Source organism: Mesorhizobium sp. WSM4821 (assembly GCF_055901555.1).
The window spans coordinates 1216629-1233926 of sequence record NZ_CM148371.1 but is presented as its reverse complement, the minus strand read 5'-3'; the positions used below and the strand labels follow the sequence as shown (position 1 = coordinate 1233926).

Below are 17298 nucleotides of genomic sequence, written 5' to 3'. Positions count from 1 at the left end.
CAAAAAATCAGCTCTTGTTAGCGGCCAGCACCAGCACCGGCTTGTCGCTGTAAAGGCTGGGGAATAGCGTCTTCAGATTCTCGACCTTGGGCAGGTCGTTGTAGACGATGTAGGGATAGGTCGGGTTCAGCGTCAGGAAATCCTGGTGATAGTCCTCGGCCCGATAGAAGGGTTTCCCGGTCTCCAGCGTGGTCACGATCGGCTCTGGAAAGACCTTGGCCTTGTCGAGCTGGGCGATGTAGCTCTCGGCGATCTTCTTCTGCGCGTCGCTTTCGGCAAAGATCGTCGAACGGTACTGCGGGCCGCGGTCCGGACCCTGGTAGTTCAGCTGCGTCGGGTTGTGCGTGACCGAGAAATACACCTGCAGCAGCTGGCCGTAGGTCACCTCTGACGGGTTATAGGTGATCTCGACGGCTTCGGCGTGCCCGGTCCGGCCAGTGCCGACCGTCTCGTAGACGGCGGTGTCCTCGGTCCCGCCGGCATAGCCGGAGACGGCGCTGGTCACGCCCTTGACGTGCTGGAACACGCCTTGCACGCCCCAGAAGCAGCCGCCGGCGAAGACCGCCTTCGCGGTGCCGGCGGCGACTTTCTCGTCCATCGCCGGCGGCGGGATCACCACCGCCTCCTCGGCCGAGATTGCCGGCGTCTGCCACAATGACGCGCCGGCCGCCGCGAGGATCAGCGCCGCAAGCGCGCTCCTGGCGAAGCTCGTCGATCGTTTCGCGGCGGGTTTTTCAATGCAGGTCATGTCTGATCTCCATGCATGAGTTTAACAACTATACGACAGAACGGTCCGCCGGCGCCTCACATTGCCGTGCGCCGGCACATTGCGTAGCGTTCGGCGGCCTCGGTTTCAGCAAGGGCCATCCCCGGCCTGGACCGGGAACGGCCCCAGGGATTGCCGGGGCCTGGGCCAGACCTACTTGGCCATGCCCATCGCGTCGCAGGCTTTCGTTGCCTCGTCCTTCTTCATCGCGTCGGTCTCCATGGCTGCCTTGTCCATGCATTCTTTCATCTTTTCAGTGGCCATCGGGTCGGCCGGCTTCATCGCGTCTGTGGCCATCGCATCGGCGGGCTTCATTGCATCCGTGGCCATCGGGTCCGCAGGCTTCATCGCATCCTCGGCGCGGGCGATGCCGCCGGCAAAAAGCGCCGTTGAACAAAGCGCGAAGGCAAGCGCCGGCAGCGTCAGGCGGTTCGTCATGGTGGTCTCCTCTGGGGTTGATGGCGCGCTGGTGCGGCCGGCATGTGCGGCGCCGCTCATGCGGCGTTGCGCAAATCTCGAGAGTCTAGTTGGTGGCGGCGGCCAGGATCGGCCCGCCATCCGGCATCTGCACCAGCACCGCGGTGCTGAGCCCGCTCGCGCCGGTCGGCAGCGGCAGCGCGATGGCGTCGCCGGTCCAGGCGCCGAGCCTGGAGAGGGAATGCACGACATTGGCGTGCGGCAGCGTGCGGCCGGTGTTTTCGCCGCGCGCCACCGGCACGTCGATGACGCCCTGCCGGTAGCCCACCAGCCAGATATCGGCCTTGCCGCCCGGCACCGCGCCGGCGCCGATGGCGATCTTGCCGCCATCGATCGACAGCGACGGCCCTTTCGCGCGGCTGCTGCGCGAAATCAGCTGCTCGATCTCACCGGGTTGGGCGCCGACCGCGTCGGCGTTGCCATTGACCACCACTTGCGGCGTGAACGGACCCGAACGGCCGAGCGACGGCTCGTAGCGGACCTGGCGCTGGGTGAATTCCTCCCTGCCGAAAGTGTCCTTCCAGCCGAGATAATCCCAGTAGGTGACGTTGAAGGAGAGCGCTAGTACATCAGGCCGGTCCTTGACCTTGATCAGGTTGGCGTTGGCCGGCGGGCACGACGAGCAGCCCTGGCTGGTGAACAGCTCGACCACGGTGAGCGGCTGGGCCAAGGCAGCACCGGTCGCGGCGAGAGTGATCAGGGCAGCGCCGGCGCCGGCCAGCCACGCCTTGCCGGGTTTTGCTTTCGATCCGGTCATCTAGGGTCTCCGTTGCGGCGGGGGCCGGTTGCCGGCCATGTCCACAATTCGCCGCCGCCACGGGTTCGTTACAGCCATCACCGCTTCGTGATCGGAAGGCTGGCTATCTTTGCGACGTTGGAGATTGGCGAAGGCCGTCACGACAGCCGATCTCCCCCCATGTGGGATGTCCGGCAGGACAGAGGGGGGCGCCGCAGAGCGCCAACAGAGCCCCGGTTCCACGAGCTTCGTCGTACCACGCTGGAATGATGCTCAGATAATCAGGGCCTCCGGGTGCGGAGATCATGGATCCTGGCAAAGCCGGCAGGACAGCGCCCCCCTCTGGCCTGCCGGCTATCTCCCCACCAGGGGGAGATTGGCAGCTCAGGCACCTGCCTCCTACTGTGTAAGCACCGTTTGCGAAGGCCGCTGATTGAAGTCGCACTTGCCGGTCACGGTGTAGAAGAAGTCGGCGTTGGACACTGGAGCCGGCACGGGATTGCCGCCGTCTTCCCAGGCCTGCTGGCTGGGTTGGCCGCACGGCACCGCGGTGAAGATGTCCACCTTTTCGCCATTCGCGATTTCAACGCCGTCGATGTACAGCCGGTTCGATGTGTTCGTGTCATTCGACTTGAGCTTGGTCAGCTGAGCCGATGGCACATCCATCTGCAGATACAGCGCATCCATCAGGCTGACGTCGACCACCGCGCCGGTGCCGTTCGCGGGGTACATGGTGTTCGTGCAGGTGGTCAGGTATTTCTTGTTACCGCTCGTTTGGGTGATCGCGCCAGTGGGCAGGCTGTTAAAATTCTTCACCGTCCTGGTTGTGCATTTTTGTTCCTGGACCTTCGTGTTCGTCGATCCATTGACCGTATACACTGTCGACGTGCCGTAGCCTTTCGGGTCACCGAAGCCGTTGTACGCATAGGTGATCTTCATCAACGGGTTGACCGCCGTCTCGCCGAACTTTGTTCCGTAGAGCGTCATCGTCTTGTCCCAATGGCCCGACACCTTGTCGATCTTGAACGTGGTCTGCACCAGCGCCGGCCTCTTGCGCGCCGCCGACTTCACGCCGATCTGCACCGTGTCGACGCGGGCGATCTGCATGAAGTTCGTCGGCATGGCAAAGCTGGCCGAGGCATCGATGCTGGCGGTGCCGTCGGCGGCGACGACGAAGCCGTCGAGTTTGGCGGTGCCTTGCCCGCTGTTGGCCGCGAACGACTCCTGCAGCTTCACCTGACGGTCCGCCAACGACGTGCTGGTTGGCAGGGTCGTGATCGACAGGGTCGCGGCATCGAGCGCATTCTGCATCGATGCCCTGGTCTCGACAGCCGCGTTATAGTCGACCGAAATGCCCAGGGCGGCACACATCGGGATAAGCATGATGGCGAGTATCGGCGCAAGCGAGCCGCCCTCGGAACTGAGGAAATGGCCTCCAGACAGTGACATTCTTGAAACCCCCAAACGGTGACAGGGGCGGCCTATCACGCAGGGCGCCAATTATGCTCTAATCTGTTGGATTAAAGTTTAATGGCTTTGCGCGCCCAGCAGGCAGGGCAACCGCTTCAGGCTAGAGCCGCCGGCGAAGCTGCCGATCTCCCCCCTTGCGGGGGAGATTGGATGTCGCTACGGCTTTCGCTAATTGCCAGTGTAGGAAGGCAGCGCGTTGAGGCGCAGCGGAACCCGAAGCGATTTGCCCGACCGCCGCCCGCCGCTTGCCCGGGCAAGCGGCCCCTGCTAAAGCGCGCGGCATGACCACGCCGATCAAGAACATCCGCAATTTCTCCATCGTCGCCCATATCGACCATGGCAAATCCACGCTTGCCGATCGGCTGATCCAGCTGACCGGCGGGCTGGAGCTGCGCGACATGAAGGAGCAAGTGCTGGACTCGATGGATATCGAGCGCGAGCGCGGCATCACCATCAAGGCGCAGACCGTCAGGCTGAAATACCGCGCCAAAAATGGCGAGGACTACATCCTCAACCTGATCGACACGCCCGGCCATGTCGACTTCGCCTATGAGGTGTCGCGTTCGCTGGCCGCCTGCGAGGGCTCGTTGCTGGTCGTCGACGCGAGCCAAGGCGTCGAGGCGCAGACGCTGGCCAATGTCTACCAGGCCATCGACAACAACCACGAGATCGTCGTGGTGCTGAACAAGGTCGACCTGCCCGCTGCCGAGCCCGAGCGCATCCGCGAGCAGGTCGAGGAGGTGATCGGCATTGACGCATCCAACGCCGTGCTGATCTCGGCCAAGACCGGGCTCGGCATTCCCGACGTGCTGGAGGCCATCGTCAACGACCTGCCGCCGCCGCGCGAGGGCGACATCACGGCACCGCTGAAGGCGATGCTGGTCGACAGCTGGTACGACGCCTATCTCGGCGTCATCGTGCTGGTCCGCATCATCGACGGCGTGCTGAAGAAGGGCCAGACCATCCGCATGATGGGCACCGGCGCCAAATATCTGGTCGAGCGCACCGGCGTCTTCACGCCAGCCCGCATCAATGTCGACGAGCTCGGCCCCGGCGAGTTCGGCTTCTTCACCGGCTCGATTAAGGAAGTGGCCGACACCCGCGTCGGCGACACCATCACCGAGGACAAGCGCGCCACCGCGCAGGCCCTGCCCGGCTTCAAGCCGGCGCAGCCGGTGGTGTTTTGCGGCCTGTTTCCAGTCGACGCCGCCGATTTCGAGGATCTGCGCACCGCGGTCGGCAAGCTTCGCCTCAACGACGCTTCTTTCTCATACGAAATGGAAACCAGTGCCGCGCTCGGCTTCGGCTATCGCTGCGGCTTCCTTGGCCTGCTGCATCTCGAAATCATCCAGGAGCGGCTGGAGCGCGAGTTCAACCTCGACCTCATCGCCACCGCGCCGAGCGTCGTCTACCGCCTGGCTCTGACCGACGGCACGGTCAAGGAATTGCACAACCCGGCCGACATGCCCGACGTGGTCAAAATCCAGGCGATCGAGGAGCCGTGGATCCGCGCCACCATCCTCACCCCCGACGACTATCTCGGCGGTATTCTAAAGCTCTGCCAGGACCGGCGCGGCATTCAGGCCGATCTGTCCTATGTCGGCAAACGCGCCATGCTGACCTACGACCTGCCGCTCAACGAGGTCGTCTTCGATTTTTATGATCGCCTAAAATCGATCTCCAAGGGCTACGCCTCGTTCGACTATCATCTGACCGATTATCGCGAGGGCGACCTGGTGAAAATGTCGATTCTGGTCAACGAGGAGCCGGTCGACGCGCTGTCGATGCTGGTCCACCGCACGGCGGCGGAAAAGCGCGGCCGCCAGATGTGCGAAAAGCTGAAGGAGCTGATCCCGCACCATCTGTTCAAGATCCCGATCCAGGCGGCAATAGGCGGCAAGGTCATCGCCCGCGAGACGATCTCGGCGCTGCGCAAGGACGTCACCGCCAAATGCTATGGCGGCGACGTCTCGCGCAAGCGCAAGCTGCTCGACAAGCAGAAAGAAGGCAAGAAGCGGATGAGGCAGTTCGGCAAGGTGGATATCCCGCAGGAGGCGTTTATCCAGGCGCTTAAGATGGGGGATTGAGGGGCGCCCCTATTATTCTACGCAAGATGGGTCGAGCTTTTCGTCTTCTATAGGCCGCTCAGCACTCTATTCGCAAATGATACTGTAGCGGCATTAAACTTCCACGACGCACAATCCGCGTAGGAAGCTCTTGTCTTAGCCCCTAGTTCATTTGGATCGAGATAGTACATCGAATCCTTTAGGGATATTATGCCCTCTTCGATGAGCCGATCCAAAACAGCTCGGCCTGTGCTTTGGGAATGTTCAAGTTTATTTTTATATCGAGCTAAGCTTCCCTTGCTATGAGAGCGAAACGAAATAACAAATTTACGAAAGCGCCTCAGGACTTCGTCGACACGAAGATCGTCGGCATCGATTGGTGTCGAGGCAAAACTTCTCCAAGGGGCTCTTCGCCCCGGGCCAGACGACGCGCCGCCACGGCTGAACATCAACAGGTCCCGCTTCGCGAAACACTCTGGACGATCGACGGCGTGGCGCTCGTGGTGGCAACCGCCCTGCTGACGATGAAGTATCAGCGGCTGGGCAACGACTGCGTGGCGGCCGGATTCTGACCTTCCTCGCCGGCGAGAGCCTGCTCCTGGCTGGCAATGCCGCGGGCCTTCAGGCCAGCGTTCCCTCCTATGTCGGCGGCATCTCGCTCTGGGCGGCTGCGCTTGTCATGGTCAGCGCGCCGAAAACTTCGCCCTGTGGATGCGCCTGACTGCTGTCGTGGCCGCCGTGCTGTTGTCGTGACGGCAGGCCTGATCCCCTGGGGCGCCCCCCTCTGCTGCCGACCTCGTCGCCTTTGCCCGCTGCCGGATATCCGTTTCTGGTCCTCACCTTCATCGGCTGGATCCGGACCATCCTGAAATCAGGCCGATGAGTGGCCCATGTCTTCGCGCGTCGAAATCCGCAAGCCCCACGGGAAAAATCTTTTCCGCGCTCGGGCCGTTCCTGCTCGCGGCGATCTTCGGCTTCTTCGCGCTGAAGGGGCTTGCATCAGGTGCTCCGGGCCAACGGCTGTTCCTGGTGGCCGTGCTGGCGCTTGGTTGCCTGGCGCTTGGTCTGTTCCTGGCGCGCGATGCGTTCGACACCGGCGTCCAGGTGGTGCTCGACACCGTGGGCTTTCGCGACAGGCGCGGCGGCGGCGTGCTGGTGCCCTGGGAGAAGGTGCGCAGCGTGAGCCTCGTCTCCGACGAGGACTCGGCAATGATCAACTTCGAGCTGACCGAGCCGCCTCCCGATGCCATCAGATATGCGCGGCCAACGCGCTCGGCCTCTTGCTGCCCTTTGGCAAGAACACCGTCCGCATGGAAATCTCCTCGCTCGACGCGACTGGCGCCGACATGATCGCGACGATCCGGCGGCTCGCGCCGCATGTGGCGGTCGATGGCTGAGCGGCCCCTGCCTTTTCCCACAAACAAGGGGAGAAGGGTATCGCGGACGCCGGCTTGACGCCGTCCGGGCCATCGCCATAGCGTAAGGCTTGAGCAAGGAGCACAGCATGGCAGGCATGGTCGAAGGCGAAAACATCGACGTCGGCTTTTCCGGCCGGCGCTGCATCCATTCCCGCAATTGCGTGCTTGGCGATCCGCATGTCTTCGTGCCCAACGCGAAGGGCCAGTGGATCCACCCTGAGGCGGCCAGCGTCGAGAAGATCGTGGCGATCGCCGAAAGCTGCCCGTCGGGCGCCATCACCTACATCAGGAAGGATGGCGGGCCGCAGGAACAGCCGCCGGTGGTCAACACAGTGCGCATCCGCGAAAACGGCCCGCTGGCGCTGCATGCTGAAATCGTGCTGGACGGCGAGACGTTTTTCCGCGCCACGCTCTGCCGTTGCGGCACTTCGGAGAACAAGCCGTTCTGCGACGGCAGTCACAGCAAGTCAGCCTTTGCCGCCACCGGCGAGCCGCCGCTGAAGGACACGTCGGCGCTGGAGACGAGGGACGGGCCGTTGCAGGTAAGTCCGACGACCAATGGTCCGCTCAAGCTCGAGGGCAATGTCGAGATCGTCACCGGCACCGGGCATACGGTCGACCGGACGCAACGCACCTTCCTCTGCCGCTGCGGCCACTCAGCCAACAAGCCGTTCTGCGATGGCAGCCACAAGCGCGTGGGGTTTGTGGGGTAGGCGGTCAAGCTGCCAATCTCCCCCCTCGTGGGGGAGATGTCCGGCAGGACAGAGGGGGGCGCCGTAGAGCGCTGATTTCAGCAGCACAATGCCTCCACCGGTGCCTCCAAAACATCGCCCACACGCCAGATCGATGCGCAAGGTCATGACACCAGCCGAGCTGAAGCTCTGGAACGAGCTTCGCGCGCACCGGTTGATGGGGCTTGGCTTTCGCCGACAATTTCCGATTGCCGGCTATATCGTCGACTTCGCTTGTCCGGAGAAGAAGCTGGTTGTCGAGGTCGACGGCTCCCAGCATGCGCGAGGCGATGCTGTTGTGGGCGACGCGGCCAGGACATTGCGGCTGGAGCAGGATGGCTGGAACCGTCCTGCGCTTCTGGAACGACGACATCATCCGCGACATCGACAATGTCTGCCAGCATATTGTGATTGCGGCGGGGCTTGGAAGCGCGTCCTGAACCACGGCAAGGCCGGCGGGACAGCGCCCCCTCTGTCCTGCCGGACATCTCCCCCACGAGGGGGGAGACTGGCCGTCACCGCGATCAGCGCCCTTGGCCCAGCGCTCGTGGCTTTATCCGCCGTTCCGTATCGGCTAAGGGCGGGGAACAGACTCTCCGGACCGCTGCCAAGTATGACCGCCAAGCCCAAACCCTCCCCCCTGTTCCTCGGCATCGACACCGGCGGCACCTACACCGACGCCGTGCTGTGGTCGGAGGCTGGTGGTGCCCAGGGCAAAGTCCTGGCCAAGGCCAAGGCGCTCACCACCCGCCACGATCTGGCGGTCGGCATTTCGGGCGCGGTCGATGCGGTGCTGCAAAAAGTCGGCACCGATCCTGCAGCGATAAAACTGGTGTCGATGTCGACGACGCTTGCCACCAACGCGCTGGTCGAGGGCCAGGGCGGCCGCGTGGCGCTGGTGATGATCGGCTTTTCCGAAGGCGATCTCGCCCGCGACGGTCTGAAGGCCGCGCTCGGCACAGACCCTGTCGTGTTCTGCCCCGGCGGCCATGATGTCCACGGCAATGCCGCCGCGCTCGACCTGTCAGGGCTGGAGGCGGCGTTGCCGGAACTCGGCACCTCGGTGTCCGGCTTTGCCATCTGCGCCTATTTCGCCACCCGCAACCCGGCGCATGAGCTCGCGGCCCGCGATCTGATCCGTGAAAGGACCGGCCTGCCGGTCACCGCCAGCCATGAATTGTCGGCCAAGCTCGGCGGCCCGCGCCGGGCGCTGACGACGCTGCTCAACGCCCGGCTGATCTCGATGATCGACCGGCTGGTGGCGGCGACCGAAGGCTTTCTTGCCGCGCGCGGCATCGTCGCACCGCTGATGGTGGTGCGCGGCGACGGCGCCCTGGTCTCGGCGGCCTTTGCCCTCCAGCGGCCGATCGAGACGATTCTTTCAGGCCCGGCCGCCAGCCTCGTCGGGGCCCGCCATATGACCGGACTCGACAATGCGGTTGTCTCCGATATCGGCGGCACCACCACCGACGTCGCGGTGCTCGACGGGGGCCGTCCCAGGCTCGATCCGGAAGGCGCTACCGTCGGCGGCTTCCGCACCATGGTCGAGGCCGTCGCCATGCGCACTTTCGGGCTTGGCGGCGATTCCGAAGTGGCGCTGGAGGATGGCGCGCTCAACCCGAAAATCCTGCTCGGGCCGCGCCGCCTGGTGCCGCTGGCGCTGGCCGGCATGGTGCATGGCGAGGCCGTAACTATCGAACTGGAGCGCCAACTGCGCGCGCCAAATACCGGCCGCATGGACGGCCGCTTCGCCGTCCGCACCGGCGTGCCGGAGCGGCTCGCCGCCGGGCTGACCGGCGCCGAGGCCAAGCTCTACGAGTTGATTGGTGCTGTGCCGCTCGCCCTCGACCGGCTTTTGACCTCGAACTCCCAGAACGCCACCTTGAACCGGCTGGTGTCGCGCGGGCTGGTGCATGTCGCTGGCTTCACGCCGTCGGACGCTGCTCATGTGCTGGGCAATCAGGCGAATTGGGATGCCGCTTCGGCCCGTCTCGGCGCCGAACTGTTCGCCCGCAGGCGCGACGGGCGCGGGCAGGCGATTGCCGCCTCGCCGGAGGCGATCTCCGAGCGGGTGCTGCTGACGCTGACCCGCCTGTCGGCGGAAGTCATCCTGGAAACCGCCTTTGCCGAAGACGGGCTCGATGGCGCGGCGACTGTCGCCCATGCGCTGGTTCAGCGCGCCGTCGACGCGCATCCCGGCATCGCGCGCCTCAGCGTCGCGCTCGACCGCCCGGTCATCGGCCTCGGCGCCTCGGCGCCGCTGCACTATGCCGGGCTGCCGCCGCTGGTCGGCAATGGCTGCGTGGTGCCGGAGGATACCGATGTCGCCAACGCGCTCGGCGCCGTCGTCGGTCAGGTCAGGGTCTCGGCGGAGGCGCGGGTCAGCCAACCCAAGGAAGGACTGTTTCGCGTCGCCTCGGGCGAGAATGTGCGCGATTTCCTGAGCGAGGCGGCGGCGATCGAGGCGGCGGAAACCGACGTGCGGGCAATCGCAGCCGGGCGGGCGAGGGATGCCGGCACCGACAGCGCCGAAATCGAAGTCGCCAGCGAATTCCGCGTCTCCACCGTAGAAGGCCAGCGCATGTTCATCGAAGCGCATGTCGTGGCGGTGGCCTCGGGAAGGCCAAGGATTGCGGTTTAGGTTTAGCTAATCTCCCCCTTGTCGAGGGGGAAGATCGGCAGCTCGTTCCAACAGCGATTTGCCCTACCTAAACCCTAAGCCGAATTGACCCTGCCACCCTGACATGCCAAAGGCCCGGCCAAAGCCTTTCATCTTGGAGAAGCCCTGATGACCGATCGCGTCGAAATCGCAGGATTGCGGATTGCCCGCGAGCTTCATGATTTCATTGTGAACGAGGCGTTGCCGGACACGGGCATTGCGGCCGATGCGTTCTGGACCGGCTTCTCGGTCATCGTCAGCGATCTTGCGCCGAAGAACCTGGCACTGCTGGAAAAGCGCGACGCCATGCAGGACAAGCTTGACCGCTGGTACCGCGACAACGGCGCGCCAGTCGACATGCAGGCTTACAAGTCCTTCCTGAAGGAGATCGGCTATCTCGTGCCGGAAGGGCCCGCCTTCTCGGTCGCGACCGAAAATGTCGACCCGGAGATCTCGGTGGTGGCCGGACCACAGCTGGTGGTGCCGGTGATGAATGCGCGCTATGCGCTGAACGCCGCCAATGCGCGCTGGGGCTCGCTCTACGACGCGCTCTACGGCACCGACGCCATTCCCGAGACCGACGGCGCCGAGAAGGGCGGGAGGTTCAATCCCGCGCGCGGTGCCAGGGTGATCGCCTGGGCGAAGGCTTTTCTCGACGAGTCGGTCCCGCTCACCTCGGGCAAATGGGCCGGGGTGAACGGGCTTTCGGTTGCCAACGACATGTTGCGGCTGGGCGAGGGCGCCGGCGCGACCACGCTTGCCGACCCCAGACAGTTTGCCGGCTATCGCGGCGATGCCGCCAATCCCGAAGCCGTCCTGCTCACCAGGAACGGCCTGCACATCGAAATATCAATCGACCGCAGCAACCAGATCGGCAAGACCGATCCCGCCGGCATCGCCGATGTCATCCTGGAATCGGCGCTGACCACCATCCAGGACTGCGAGGATTCGGTCGCGGCGGTCGATGCGCAGGACAAGGTCGTGGTCTACCGCAACTGGCTCGGCCTGATGAAGGGAGACCTTGCCGAGGAGATCACCAAGGGCGGCAAGACTTTTACCCGCAAGCTCAATCCAGACCGCGCCTACACCGCGCCCGATGGCGGCACGCTGACGCTGCCCGGCCGCTCGCTGATGCTGATCAGGAATGTCGGTCACCTCATGACCAATCCGGCGATCCTTGACCGCGACGGCAACGAGGTGCCGGAAGGCATGATGGATGCCGCGATGACGGCGCTGATCGCGCTGCACGATGTCGGGCCGAACGGACGCAGGCAAAACTCCCGCGCGGGCTCCATGTATGTCGTAAAACCCAAGATGCATGGGCCGGAGGAGGTGGCCTTCGCCGTCGAGATATTCGATCGTGTCGAAGCGCTGCTGGGGATGCCGGCGAATACAATCAAGATGGGCATCATGGACGAGGAGCGTCGCACCACCGTCAACCTCAAGGAAGCGATCCGCGCCGCCAGGGACCGCGTCGTCTTCATCAACACCGGCTTCCTCGACCGCACCGGCGACGAGATCCACACCTCGATGGAAGCCGGCCCGATGATCCGCAAGGGCGATATGAAGCAGGCTGCCTGGATTGCCGCCTATGAGGCCTGGAACGTCGACACCGGGCTGGAATGCGGGCTGGCCGGTCACGCCCAGATCGGCAAGGGCATGTGGGCGATGCCAGACTTGATGGCGGCGATGCTCAACGAGAAGATCGCCCATCCCAAGGCCGGCGCCAACACCGCCTGGGTCCCGTCGCCGACGGCGGCGACGCTGCACGCCACGCATTATCACAAGGTCGATGTGCACGCCGTCCAGGCGGCGCTGAAGAGCCGGCCCAAGGCAAGGCTCGACGACATCCTGTCGGTGCCCGTCGCGGTGCGGCCGAACTGGTCCCAGGCGGATGTCCAGAAGGAGCTCGACAACAACGCGCAAGGCATTCTGGGTTATGTCGTGCGCTGGATCGACCAGGGCGTCGGCTGTTCGAAAGTGCCTGACATCAATGACGTCGGCCTGATGGAGGACCGCGCCACGCTGCGCATTTCCTCGCAGCACATCGCCAACTGGCTGCATCATGGCGTCTGCACCTCAGACCAGGTGATGGAGACGATGAAGCGCATGGCGGCGATCGTCGACCGCCAGAACGCAGGCGATCCGCTCTACCGGCCGATGGCGCCCGACTTCGACAAGTCCATCGCCTTCCTCGCCGCCTGCGACCTGGTCTTCAAGGGCCGGGTCCAGCCCAACGGCTACACCGAGCCGGTGCTGCACGCGCGGCGGCTGGAGCTGAAGGCGAAAGAGCAGGCGGGCTGACGTTCCCCTCCCCCTTGAGGGGAGGGTGGCCCGAAGGGCCGGGTGGGGCCCTGCGTGCAGTGCGCCTACGCCCTCTCCTTCAGCAGGCGGTGGGTAGCCCTACCTCCAAAGAAAATGCCCGTTCCAACGCACGCAGAACGGACCCGCCAGGCGTCATAGCCGGTTACACAAATAAGCAATAAGACGAGAAGGCTGACAGCACCGGCGACAAGTGCACCCACGGCGAGAGCCACGGCTGGGGGTCGACTTGGCCTATCTACTGGCATGTTGCCTATCCGGTCCGTCGAGTGATCCATGTCATCTTCCGGGTCGCTTCGCGCCTCTCCCTTACATCACGCCGCCTGCGCCATCCGCTCCGAGTTCATCCGGTAGGAGATTTGCCTCGGCCAGATGGATGCGCCCGACCGTCTCGCTGGCTTCGAGGTCGGCCAGCGTACGCGCCACCTTCAGCACCCGGTGGTACGGCATCCTTGAGCAGCGACAGGTCTGATGCATCCGGAATCGCGATCTCCTCGATGAGGGAGGGCGAGCAATGCGCGTTCGTGGTGGCGGAGGTGGCGCCGAGCCGCTCGAAACGTTCGCGCTGGATCGTCCGTGCGCGCGCCACGCGCAGCGCCACATCTGCACTCTTCTCCGCCCGGTTCGGCCGGATCAGATCGCTGGCCGAGACCGCCGGCACCTCGATCCTGAGATCGATTCGATCGAGCAGCGGGCCGGATATCCGCGCCTGATAGTCGGTGCGGCAACGCTCGCCGCGCAGGCAGCGATAGCCAGGCTCGCCGGCCATGCCGCAGCGGCTCGGGTTCATCGCCGCGACCAGCTGGATGCGCGCCGGATAGGTGACGCGGTGATTGGCGCGGGCGATCATGCAGTCGCCGGTCTCCAGCGGCTGGCGTAGCGCATCGAGCGCCTGCGGCGAGAATTCCGGAATTATGTAGCAGTCTCACCTGACTGCTACATAATTCCGGAAAATTCGGGGAATTCGTCGAGGAACAGCACGCCGTGATGGGCAAGCGAGGCCTCGCCCGGTCGCACGCGCAGACCGCCGCCGACCATCGCCGCCATCGAAGCCGAATGGTGCGGGGCGCGGAATGGCCGCCGGTCGGTGAGTTTTCCTTCGCCCAGTTCGCCGGCCACCGACGCGATCATCGAGACTTCGAGCAATTCCTTCGGCGCCAGCGGCGGCAGGATCGACGGCAGCCGCTGCGCCAGCATCGACTTTCCCGATCCTGGCGGTCCGATCATCAGCAGATTATGGCCGCCAGCCGCCGCCACTTCGAGCGCCCGCTTGGCGGTCTCCGGGCCCTTGATGTCGGCGAGATCAGGCAGGTCGCGCGCTGAGGCATGGATGCCCGCTTCCGGTCGCGACAGGACCTGCGAGCCGCGAAAATGATTGGCGTTGGCAATCAGGCTGCGCGGCGCCGATATGTCGAAATCCTTGCCGGCCCAAGCCGCTTCCGGTCCGCAGGCGAAAGGCAAGATCAGGCCTTTTCCATCGGCATTGGCGCCGATCGCCGCCGGCAGCGCGCCGGCCACCGCGGCGATGGTGCCGTCGAGCGACAACTCGCCAAGTTCGACTAGCCGGCCAGCAGGTCGCCCGAAATAGCGCCAATGCCGTCATCAGGCCGAGCGCGATCGGCAGGTTTAGTGGCTGCCTTCCTTGGGCAGGTCGGCCGGCGCCAGATTGACGGTGACCTTCTTCGACGGCATCGACAGGCCCGACGCATGCAGCGCCGCCTGAACCCGCTCGCGGCTTTCGGCCACCGCCTTGTCTGCCAGCCGACGAATGCATGTTGACCTTGCCCGGCGCGATCATCACCTGCACGTCGACCGGCACGGCCTCGATGCCCTGGAAAGCGACCGTACGGACCCGCGCAACCATCTTTTAGCCCCTGGATATGGGCTCGCCCAAGCCCTTGCGATCTTGCCGCGAACGACGTCACCGCAGACAACCACAGATTGATCCCTAGGGCAAGAAAATTACGAGAACATCTGAACGGCGCGGCTGCAAGGAAGCGGCGCCGCAGATCGCTAGCCCATGAACGCAGGCAGCCTATCGCTGTGGCGCTTTCCGACGAAATCCCACATTGCATGCGCACGGGCGGCTTCGGCGTTAAAACCGGAGATAAGAGCGCGGTCATGCGCAGCGCGACTGCCTCTTTCGCTTACTCTGCTGCAGCGGAATGAGGTGTCTGTCCCTGCTGGTATTCGCTCCAGGCTTGCCGCAGGATTTGCACCGATGAGGTCAAAAAGGTTCCCGCCATGATCGCAGCAACAATCAAATCGGGCCACGCCGTTGCGGTTCCCCAAACCCCTAGCGCAGCAAGCATCACCGCCGCGTTGCCGATGGCGTCGTTACGGGAGCATAGCCAAACCGATCGCACGTTCGCATCTCCGTCCTTGTACGGCATCAGCAGGCCGACAGATGTGAGGTTGGCGGCAAGGGCCAGGAAGCCGATGACCCCCATCACTTCGGCGCTCGGCACGCCAAGCACAAGCGTCTGATAAACGGTGGAGCCGGAAACCCAGAGGCCCAACAGGCTCAGCGAGAGACCCTTGAACAAGGCAGCGCTTGCCCTTGTTCGCAATGACGCTCCAATGACCGCAAGGCTAAGACCGTAAGTGACGGTATCGCCCAAGAAATCCAGCGCGTCGGCTTGCAGAGCCTGCGATCCGGCGATCTGACCCGCGACCATCTCGGTCAAAAACATCGCCCCGTTGATGCCGATGACGGACCAGAGCACACGCTTGTAACGCGGGTCCATGCCGTCGAAGACCGGCACGCCGCCTGAACAGCAAGGGTCTACGACCTGCGCAGCCGGGTCCTTCTTTGCCGGAAACACCAGTGGCGGCGGGGCGCAACAGATGTCCGTTTCGCGATTGCAGCAGTCGTCGCCCATGCGGTGTCTCCTTTTCGAAAGGCACGGTAGTCCCTATAGTGACTAGAGGTTCAAGGGGCTTTGAGATGGATTTTTCGATTGGCGAACTGGCACGGCGCACCAGGGTCAAGGTGCCCACCATTCGCTACTACGAACAGATAGGGCTGCTGCCATCACCGCCGCGCTCGGAAGGCCAACAACGGCGCTACGATGCAAGCCGTGCCGCTCGGCTCAACTTCATCCGGCACGCCCGCGAGCTAGGCTTCGAGATAGGCGCCATACGCGAGTTGCTGGCAATGAACGCGAAGCCGGACCAGTCCTGCGTGGAGGTTGACGAAATGGCGCGGCGGCACATTGCCGAGATCGATCGCCGCATTGCGCACCTCACTACGCTACGGGCGGAATTGCAGCGCACGGTAGATGAATGTGGGCGCGGACGCGTGTGTGAATGTCGGGTGATCGAAACCTTGGCCGATGGTGGTCACGGTCACAGTAGACCGGTCGAACTCTGGTCACGGCGATAGAAAATCCGCACGAGATTGACATCGCCGGCACGATGCAAAAAACTGCCGATGCCTGACGTTTGGGTCCGCAGGCGGCACCCCGAAGGGCGAGCAGTGACCAACAGAAGTTTGCTTCCGCTCACGGAACGCGGCCGCCTTCGGAAGCAATGAGCGCTACTTGCGTTTGTTCTCGACCGCGTCCCAGAACAGGCTCGCAATATTGGCGCCCCCAAAACGCTGCACCTCGCGCACGCCGGTCGGCGACGTCACGTTGATCTCGGTCATGTAGTCGCCGATCACGTCGATGCCGACGAGGATAAAACCGCGCTCTTTCAGCGACGGGCCGATGCGGGCGCAGATCTCGCGCTCGCGTTTCGTCAGTTCGGTTTTTTCGGCGCGGCCGCCGACATGCATGTTGGAGCGGGAATCATGCTCGGCCGGCACCCGATTGATGGCACCGACCGGCTCGCCGTCGATCAGGATGATACGCTTGTCGCCCTTGCGCACCTCCTTCAGGTAGCGCTGCACGATGTAGGGCTCGCGGAACATCTGGCCGAACATTTCGAGCAGCGCGGCGAGGTTGCGGTCGGCCTCGTGCAGATGGAAAATGCCGGCGCCGCCATTGCCGTAGAGCGGCTTGACGATGATGTCGCCGAACTCCTTGCGGAAGGCCGTGACCTCTTGGCTGTCCTTGGTGATCAGCGTTTCCGGCATCAGGTCGGAAAACTCGGTGACGAAGATCTTTTCCGGGCTGTTGCGCACCCAGGCCGGGTCGTTGACCACCAGTGTCCTGGGATGGATGCGCTCGAGGATATGCGTGGTGGTGATGTAGTTCATGTCGAACGGCGGATCCTGCCTGAGCAGGATGACATCCATCTCCGACAGGTCGGTGCGCACTTGTTCGCCCAGCGAGTAGTGATTGCCCTTCTCGTCGCGGATTTGCATTTCCTCGATGCGGGCAAACACCTTGCCGTCGCGCAGCGACAGCCGGTCGGGCGTGTAGTGGAAGAGCCGATGCCCACGACGTTGCGCTTCCAGCGACAGCGCAAACGACGTGTCGCCGGCAATCGAGACGGTGGAGATGTGGTCCATCTGGACGGCGATTTTCAGAGGCATGGTGGATCTCCGGCGGATCGGATGGGCAGCTGTGCTTGCCTGTACAGGCTCCCCGGTCATCTGCCAATCGCGACATTTTGAGGATTGCCGGCTGCAGGTCAGGCGCCGGTTGGTCGGTTGGAGACAAAACGAGGCTGTGCGTCATCGTTTTCTTAAGCCTTGTCGGGCAAGGA

Annotated in this window: 15 protein-coding genes and 2 pseudogenes; 8 read left to right on the top strand and 9 right to left on the bottom strand. The window is 64.0% G+C overall.

Annotated features, from left to right (window positions below):
* Positions 1-7: 7 nt before the first annotated feature.
* From msrA to AC0NID_RS05670, 4 genes are all read right to left on the bottom strand, one after another.
* Positions 8-748 (bottom strand): peptide-methionine (S)-S-oxide reductase MsrA, encoded by a 741-nt coding sequence (gene msrA / locus AC0NID_RS05685; RefSeq protein ID WP_473451690.1) that lies wholly within the window; start codon positions 746-748, stop codon positions 8-10.
* 171 nt (positions 749-919) lie between these two features.
* Positions 920-1204, bottom strand: coding sequence for a pentapeptide MXKDX repeat protein (locus tag AC0NID_RS05680; protein WP_473451687.1), 285 nt, complete (start codon positions 1202-1204; stop codon positions 920-922).
* An 85-nt stretch (positions 1205-1289) separates the two neighbouring features.
* Positions 1290-2000, bottom strand: a complete 711-nt coding sequence (locus AC0NID_RS05675; protein ID WP_473451685.1) for a DUF1223 domain-containing protein — start codon at positions 1998-2000, stop codon at positions 1290-1292.
* Between the two features lie 378 nt (positions 2001-2378).
* Positions 2379-3428 (bottom strand): TadE/TadG family type IV pilus assembly protein, encoded by a 1050-nt coding sequence (locus AC0NID_RS05670; RefSeq protein WP_473451683.1) that lies wholly within the window; start codon positions 3426-3428, stop codon positions 2379-2381.
* 302 nt (positions 3429-3730) lie between these two features.
* Here AC0NID_RS05670 and lepA point away from each other — a divergent pair, with 302 nt between their 5' ends.
* The 7 genes and pseudogenes from lepA (at position 3731) to AC0NID_RS05635 (ending at position 12627) form a co-directional block, all read left to right on the top strand.
* Positions 3731-5536 carry a translation elongation factor 4 gene (lepA, locus tag AC0NID_RS05665; protein WP_473451681.1) on the top strand — a complete coding sequence of 602 codons (1806 nt, stop codon included), beginning with the start codon at positions 3731-3733 and terminating at the stop codon, positions 5534-5536.
* A gap of 281 nt (positions 5537-5817) precedes the next feature.
* Positions 5818-6087 (top strand): hypothetical protein, encoded by a 270-nt coding sequence (locus AC0NID_RS05660; RefSeq protein WP_473451679.1) that lies wholly within the window; start codon positions 5818-5820, stop codon positions 6085-6087.
* A gap of 307 nt (positions 6088-6394) precedes the next feature.
* Positions 6395-6865 carry a hypothetical protein gene (locus AC0NID_RS05655; RefSeq protein ID WP_473451677.1) on the top strand — a complete coding sequence of 157 codons (471 nt, stop codon included), beginning with the start codon at positions 6395-6397 and terminating at the stop codon, positions 6863-6865.
* Between the two features lie 154 nt (positions 6866-7019).
* Positions 7020-7646, top strand: coding sequence for a CDGSH iron-sulfur domain-containing protein (locus tag AC0NID_RS05650; protein WP_473451675.1), 627 nt, complete (start codon positions 7020-7022; stop codon positions 7644-7646).
* Between the two features lie 133 nt (positions 7647-7779).
* Positions 7780-8104: pseudogene (locus tag AC0NID_RS05645) on the top strand (endonuclease domain-containing protein).
* 173 nt (positions 8105-8277) lie between these two features.
* On the top strand, positions 8278-10305 hold the full coding sequence (locus AC0NID_RS05640) for a hydantoinase/oxoprolinase N-terminal domain-containing protein (RefSeq protein WP_473451673.1): 2028 nt from the start codon (positions 8278-8280) through the stop codon (positions 10303-10305).
* 147 nt (positions 10306-10452) lie between these two features.
* Positions 10453-12627 carry a malate synthase G gene (locus AC0NID_RS05635; RefSeq protein ID WP_473451671.1) on the top strand — a complete coding sequence of 725 codons (2175 nt, stop codon included), beginning with the start codon at positions 10453-10455 and terminating at the stop codon, positions 12625-12627.
* 327 nt (positions 12628-12954) lie between these two features.
* Here the strand turns inward: AC0NID_RS05635 and AC0NID_RS05630 are convergent.
* The 4 genes and pseudogenes from AC0NID_RS05630 to AC0NID_RS05615 all read right to left on the bottom strand — a co-directional run bounded on the left by AC0NID_RS05630 (position 12955) and on the right by AC0NID_RS05615 (position 15527).
* Positions 12955-13513 (bottom strand): annotated as a pseudogene (locus AC0NID_RS05630) (ATP-binding protein).
* 68 nt (positions 13514-13581) lie between these two features.
* Positions 13582-14190 carry an ATP-binding protein gene (locus AC0NID_RS05625; RefSeq protein ID WP_473451669.1) on the bottom strand — a complete coding sequence of 203 codons (609 nt, stop codon included), beginning with the start codon at positions 14188-14190 and terminating at the stop codon, positions 13582-13584.
* A gap of 81 nt (positions 14191-14271) precedes the next feature.
* Positions 14272-14391 (bottom strand): magnesium chelatase domain-containing protein, encoded by a 120-nt coding sequence (locus tag AC0NID_RS05620; protein ID WP_473451667.1) that lies wholly within the window; start codon positions 14389-14391, stop codon positions 14272-14274.
* 401 nt (positions 14392-14792) lie between these two features.
* The gene (locus tag AC0NID_RS05615) at positions 14793-15527 is read right to left on the bottom strand and encodes a cation efflux transmembrane domain-containing protein (protein WP_473451665.1); all 735 of its coding nucleotides are present in this window, start codon (positions 15525-15527) and stop codon (positions 14793-14795) included.
* A gap of 65 nt (positions 15528-15592) precedes the next feature.
* Here AC0NID_RS05615 and AC0NID_RS05610 point away from each other — a divergent pair, with 65 nt between their 5' ends.
* Entirely contained in the window at positions 15593-16030 is a 438-nt protein-coding gene (locus AC0NID_RS05610; protein ID WP_473451663.1) for a MerR family transcriptional regulator, read from the top strand.
* Positions 16031-16183: 153 nt separating this feature from the next.
* On the opposite strand, the gene gshB is transcribed toward AC0NID_RS05610, so the two are convergent.
* Positions 16184-17125, bottom strand: coding sequence for a glutathione synthase (gshB, locus tag AC0NID_RS05605; RefSeq protein WP_473451661.1), 942 nt, complete (start codon positions 17123-17125; stop codon positions 16184-16186).
* Positions 17126-17298 lie beyond the last annotated feature (173 nt).

What these genes read in the sequence shown, in the direction of transcription:
- msrA (WP_473451690.1), bottom strand. Translation starts at nt 748, where the DNA reads ATGACCTGCATTGAAAAACCCGCCGCGAAACGATCGACGAGCTTCGCC.
- AC0NID_RS05680 (WP_473451687.1), bottom strand. Translation starts at nt 1,204, where the DNA reads ATGACGAACCGCCTGACGCTGCCGGCGCTTGCCTTCGCGCTTTGTTCA.
- AC0NID_RS05675 (WP_473451685.1), bottom strand. Translation starts at nt 2,000, where the DNA reads ATGACCGGATCGAAAGCAAAACCCGGCAAGGCGTGGCTGGCCGGCGCC.
- AC0NID_RS05670 (WP_473451683.1), bottom strand. Translation starts at nt 3,428, where the DNA reads ATGTCACTGTCTGGAGGCCATTTCCTCAGTTCCGAGGGCGGCTCGCTT.
- lepA (WP_473451681.1), top strand. Translation starts at nt 3,731, where the DNA reads ATGACCACGCCGATCAAGAACATCCGCAATTTCTCCATCGTCGCCCAT.
- AC0NID_RS05660 (WP_473451679.1), top strand. Translation starts at nt 5,818, where the DNA reads ATGAGAGCGAAACGAAATAACAAATTTACGAAAGCGCCTCAGGACTTC.
- AC0NID_RS05655 (WP_473451677.1), top strand. Translation starts at nt 6,395, where the DNA reads ATGAGTGGCCCATGTCTTCGCGCGTCGAAATCCGCAAGCCCCACGGGA.
- AC0NID_RS05650 (WP_473451675.1), top strand. Translation starts at nt 7,020, where the DNA reads ATGGCAGGCATGGTCGAAGGCGAAAACATCGACGTCGGCTTTTCCGGC.
- AC0NID_RS05640 (WP_473451673.1), top strand. Translation starts at nt 8,278, where the DNA reads ATGACCGCCAAGCCCAAACCCTCCCCCCTGTTCCTCGGCATCGACACC.
- AC0NID_RS05635 (WP_473451671.1), top strand. Translation starts at nt 10,453, where the DNA reads ATGACCGATCGCGTCGAAATCGCAGGATTGCGGATTGCCCGCGAGCTT.
- AC0NID_RS05615 (WP_473451665.1), bottom strand. Translation starts at nt 15,527, where the DNA reads ATGGGCGACGACTGCTGCAATCGCGAAACGGACATCTGTTGCGCCCCG.
- AC0NID_RS05610 (WP_473451663.1), top strand. Translation starts at nt 15,593, where the DNA reads ATGGATTTTTCGATTGGCGAACTGGCACGGCGCACCAGGGTCAAGGTG.
- gshB (WP_473451661.1), bottom strand. Translation starts at nt 17,125, where the DNA reads ATGCCTCTGAAAATCGCCGTCCAGATGGACCACATCTCCACCGTCTCG.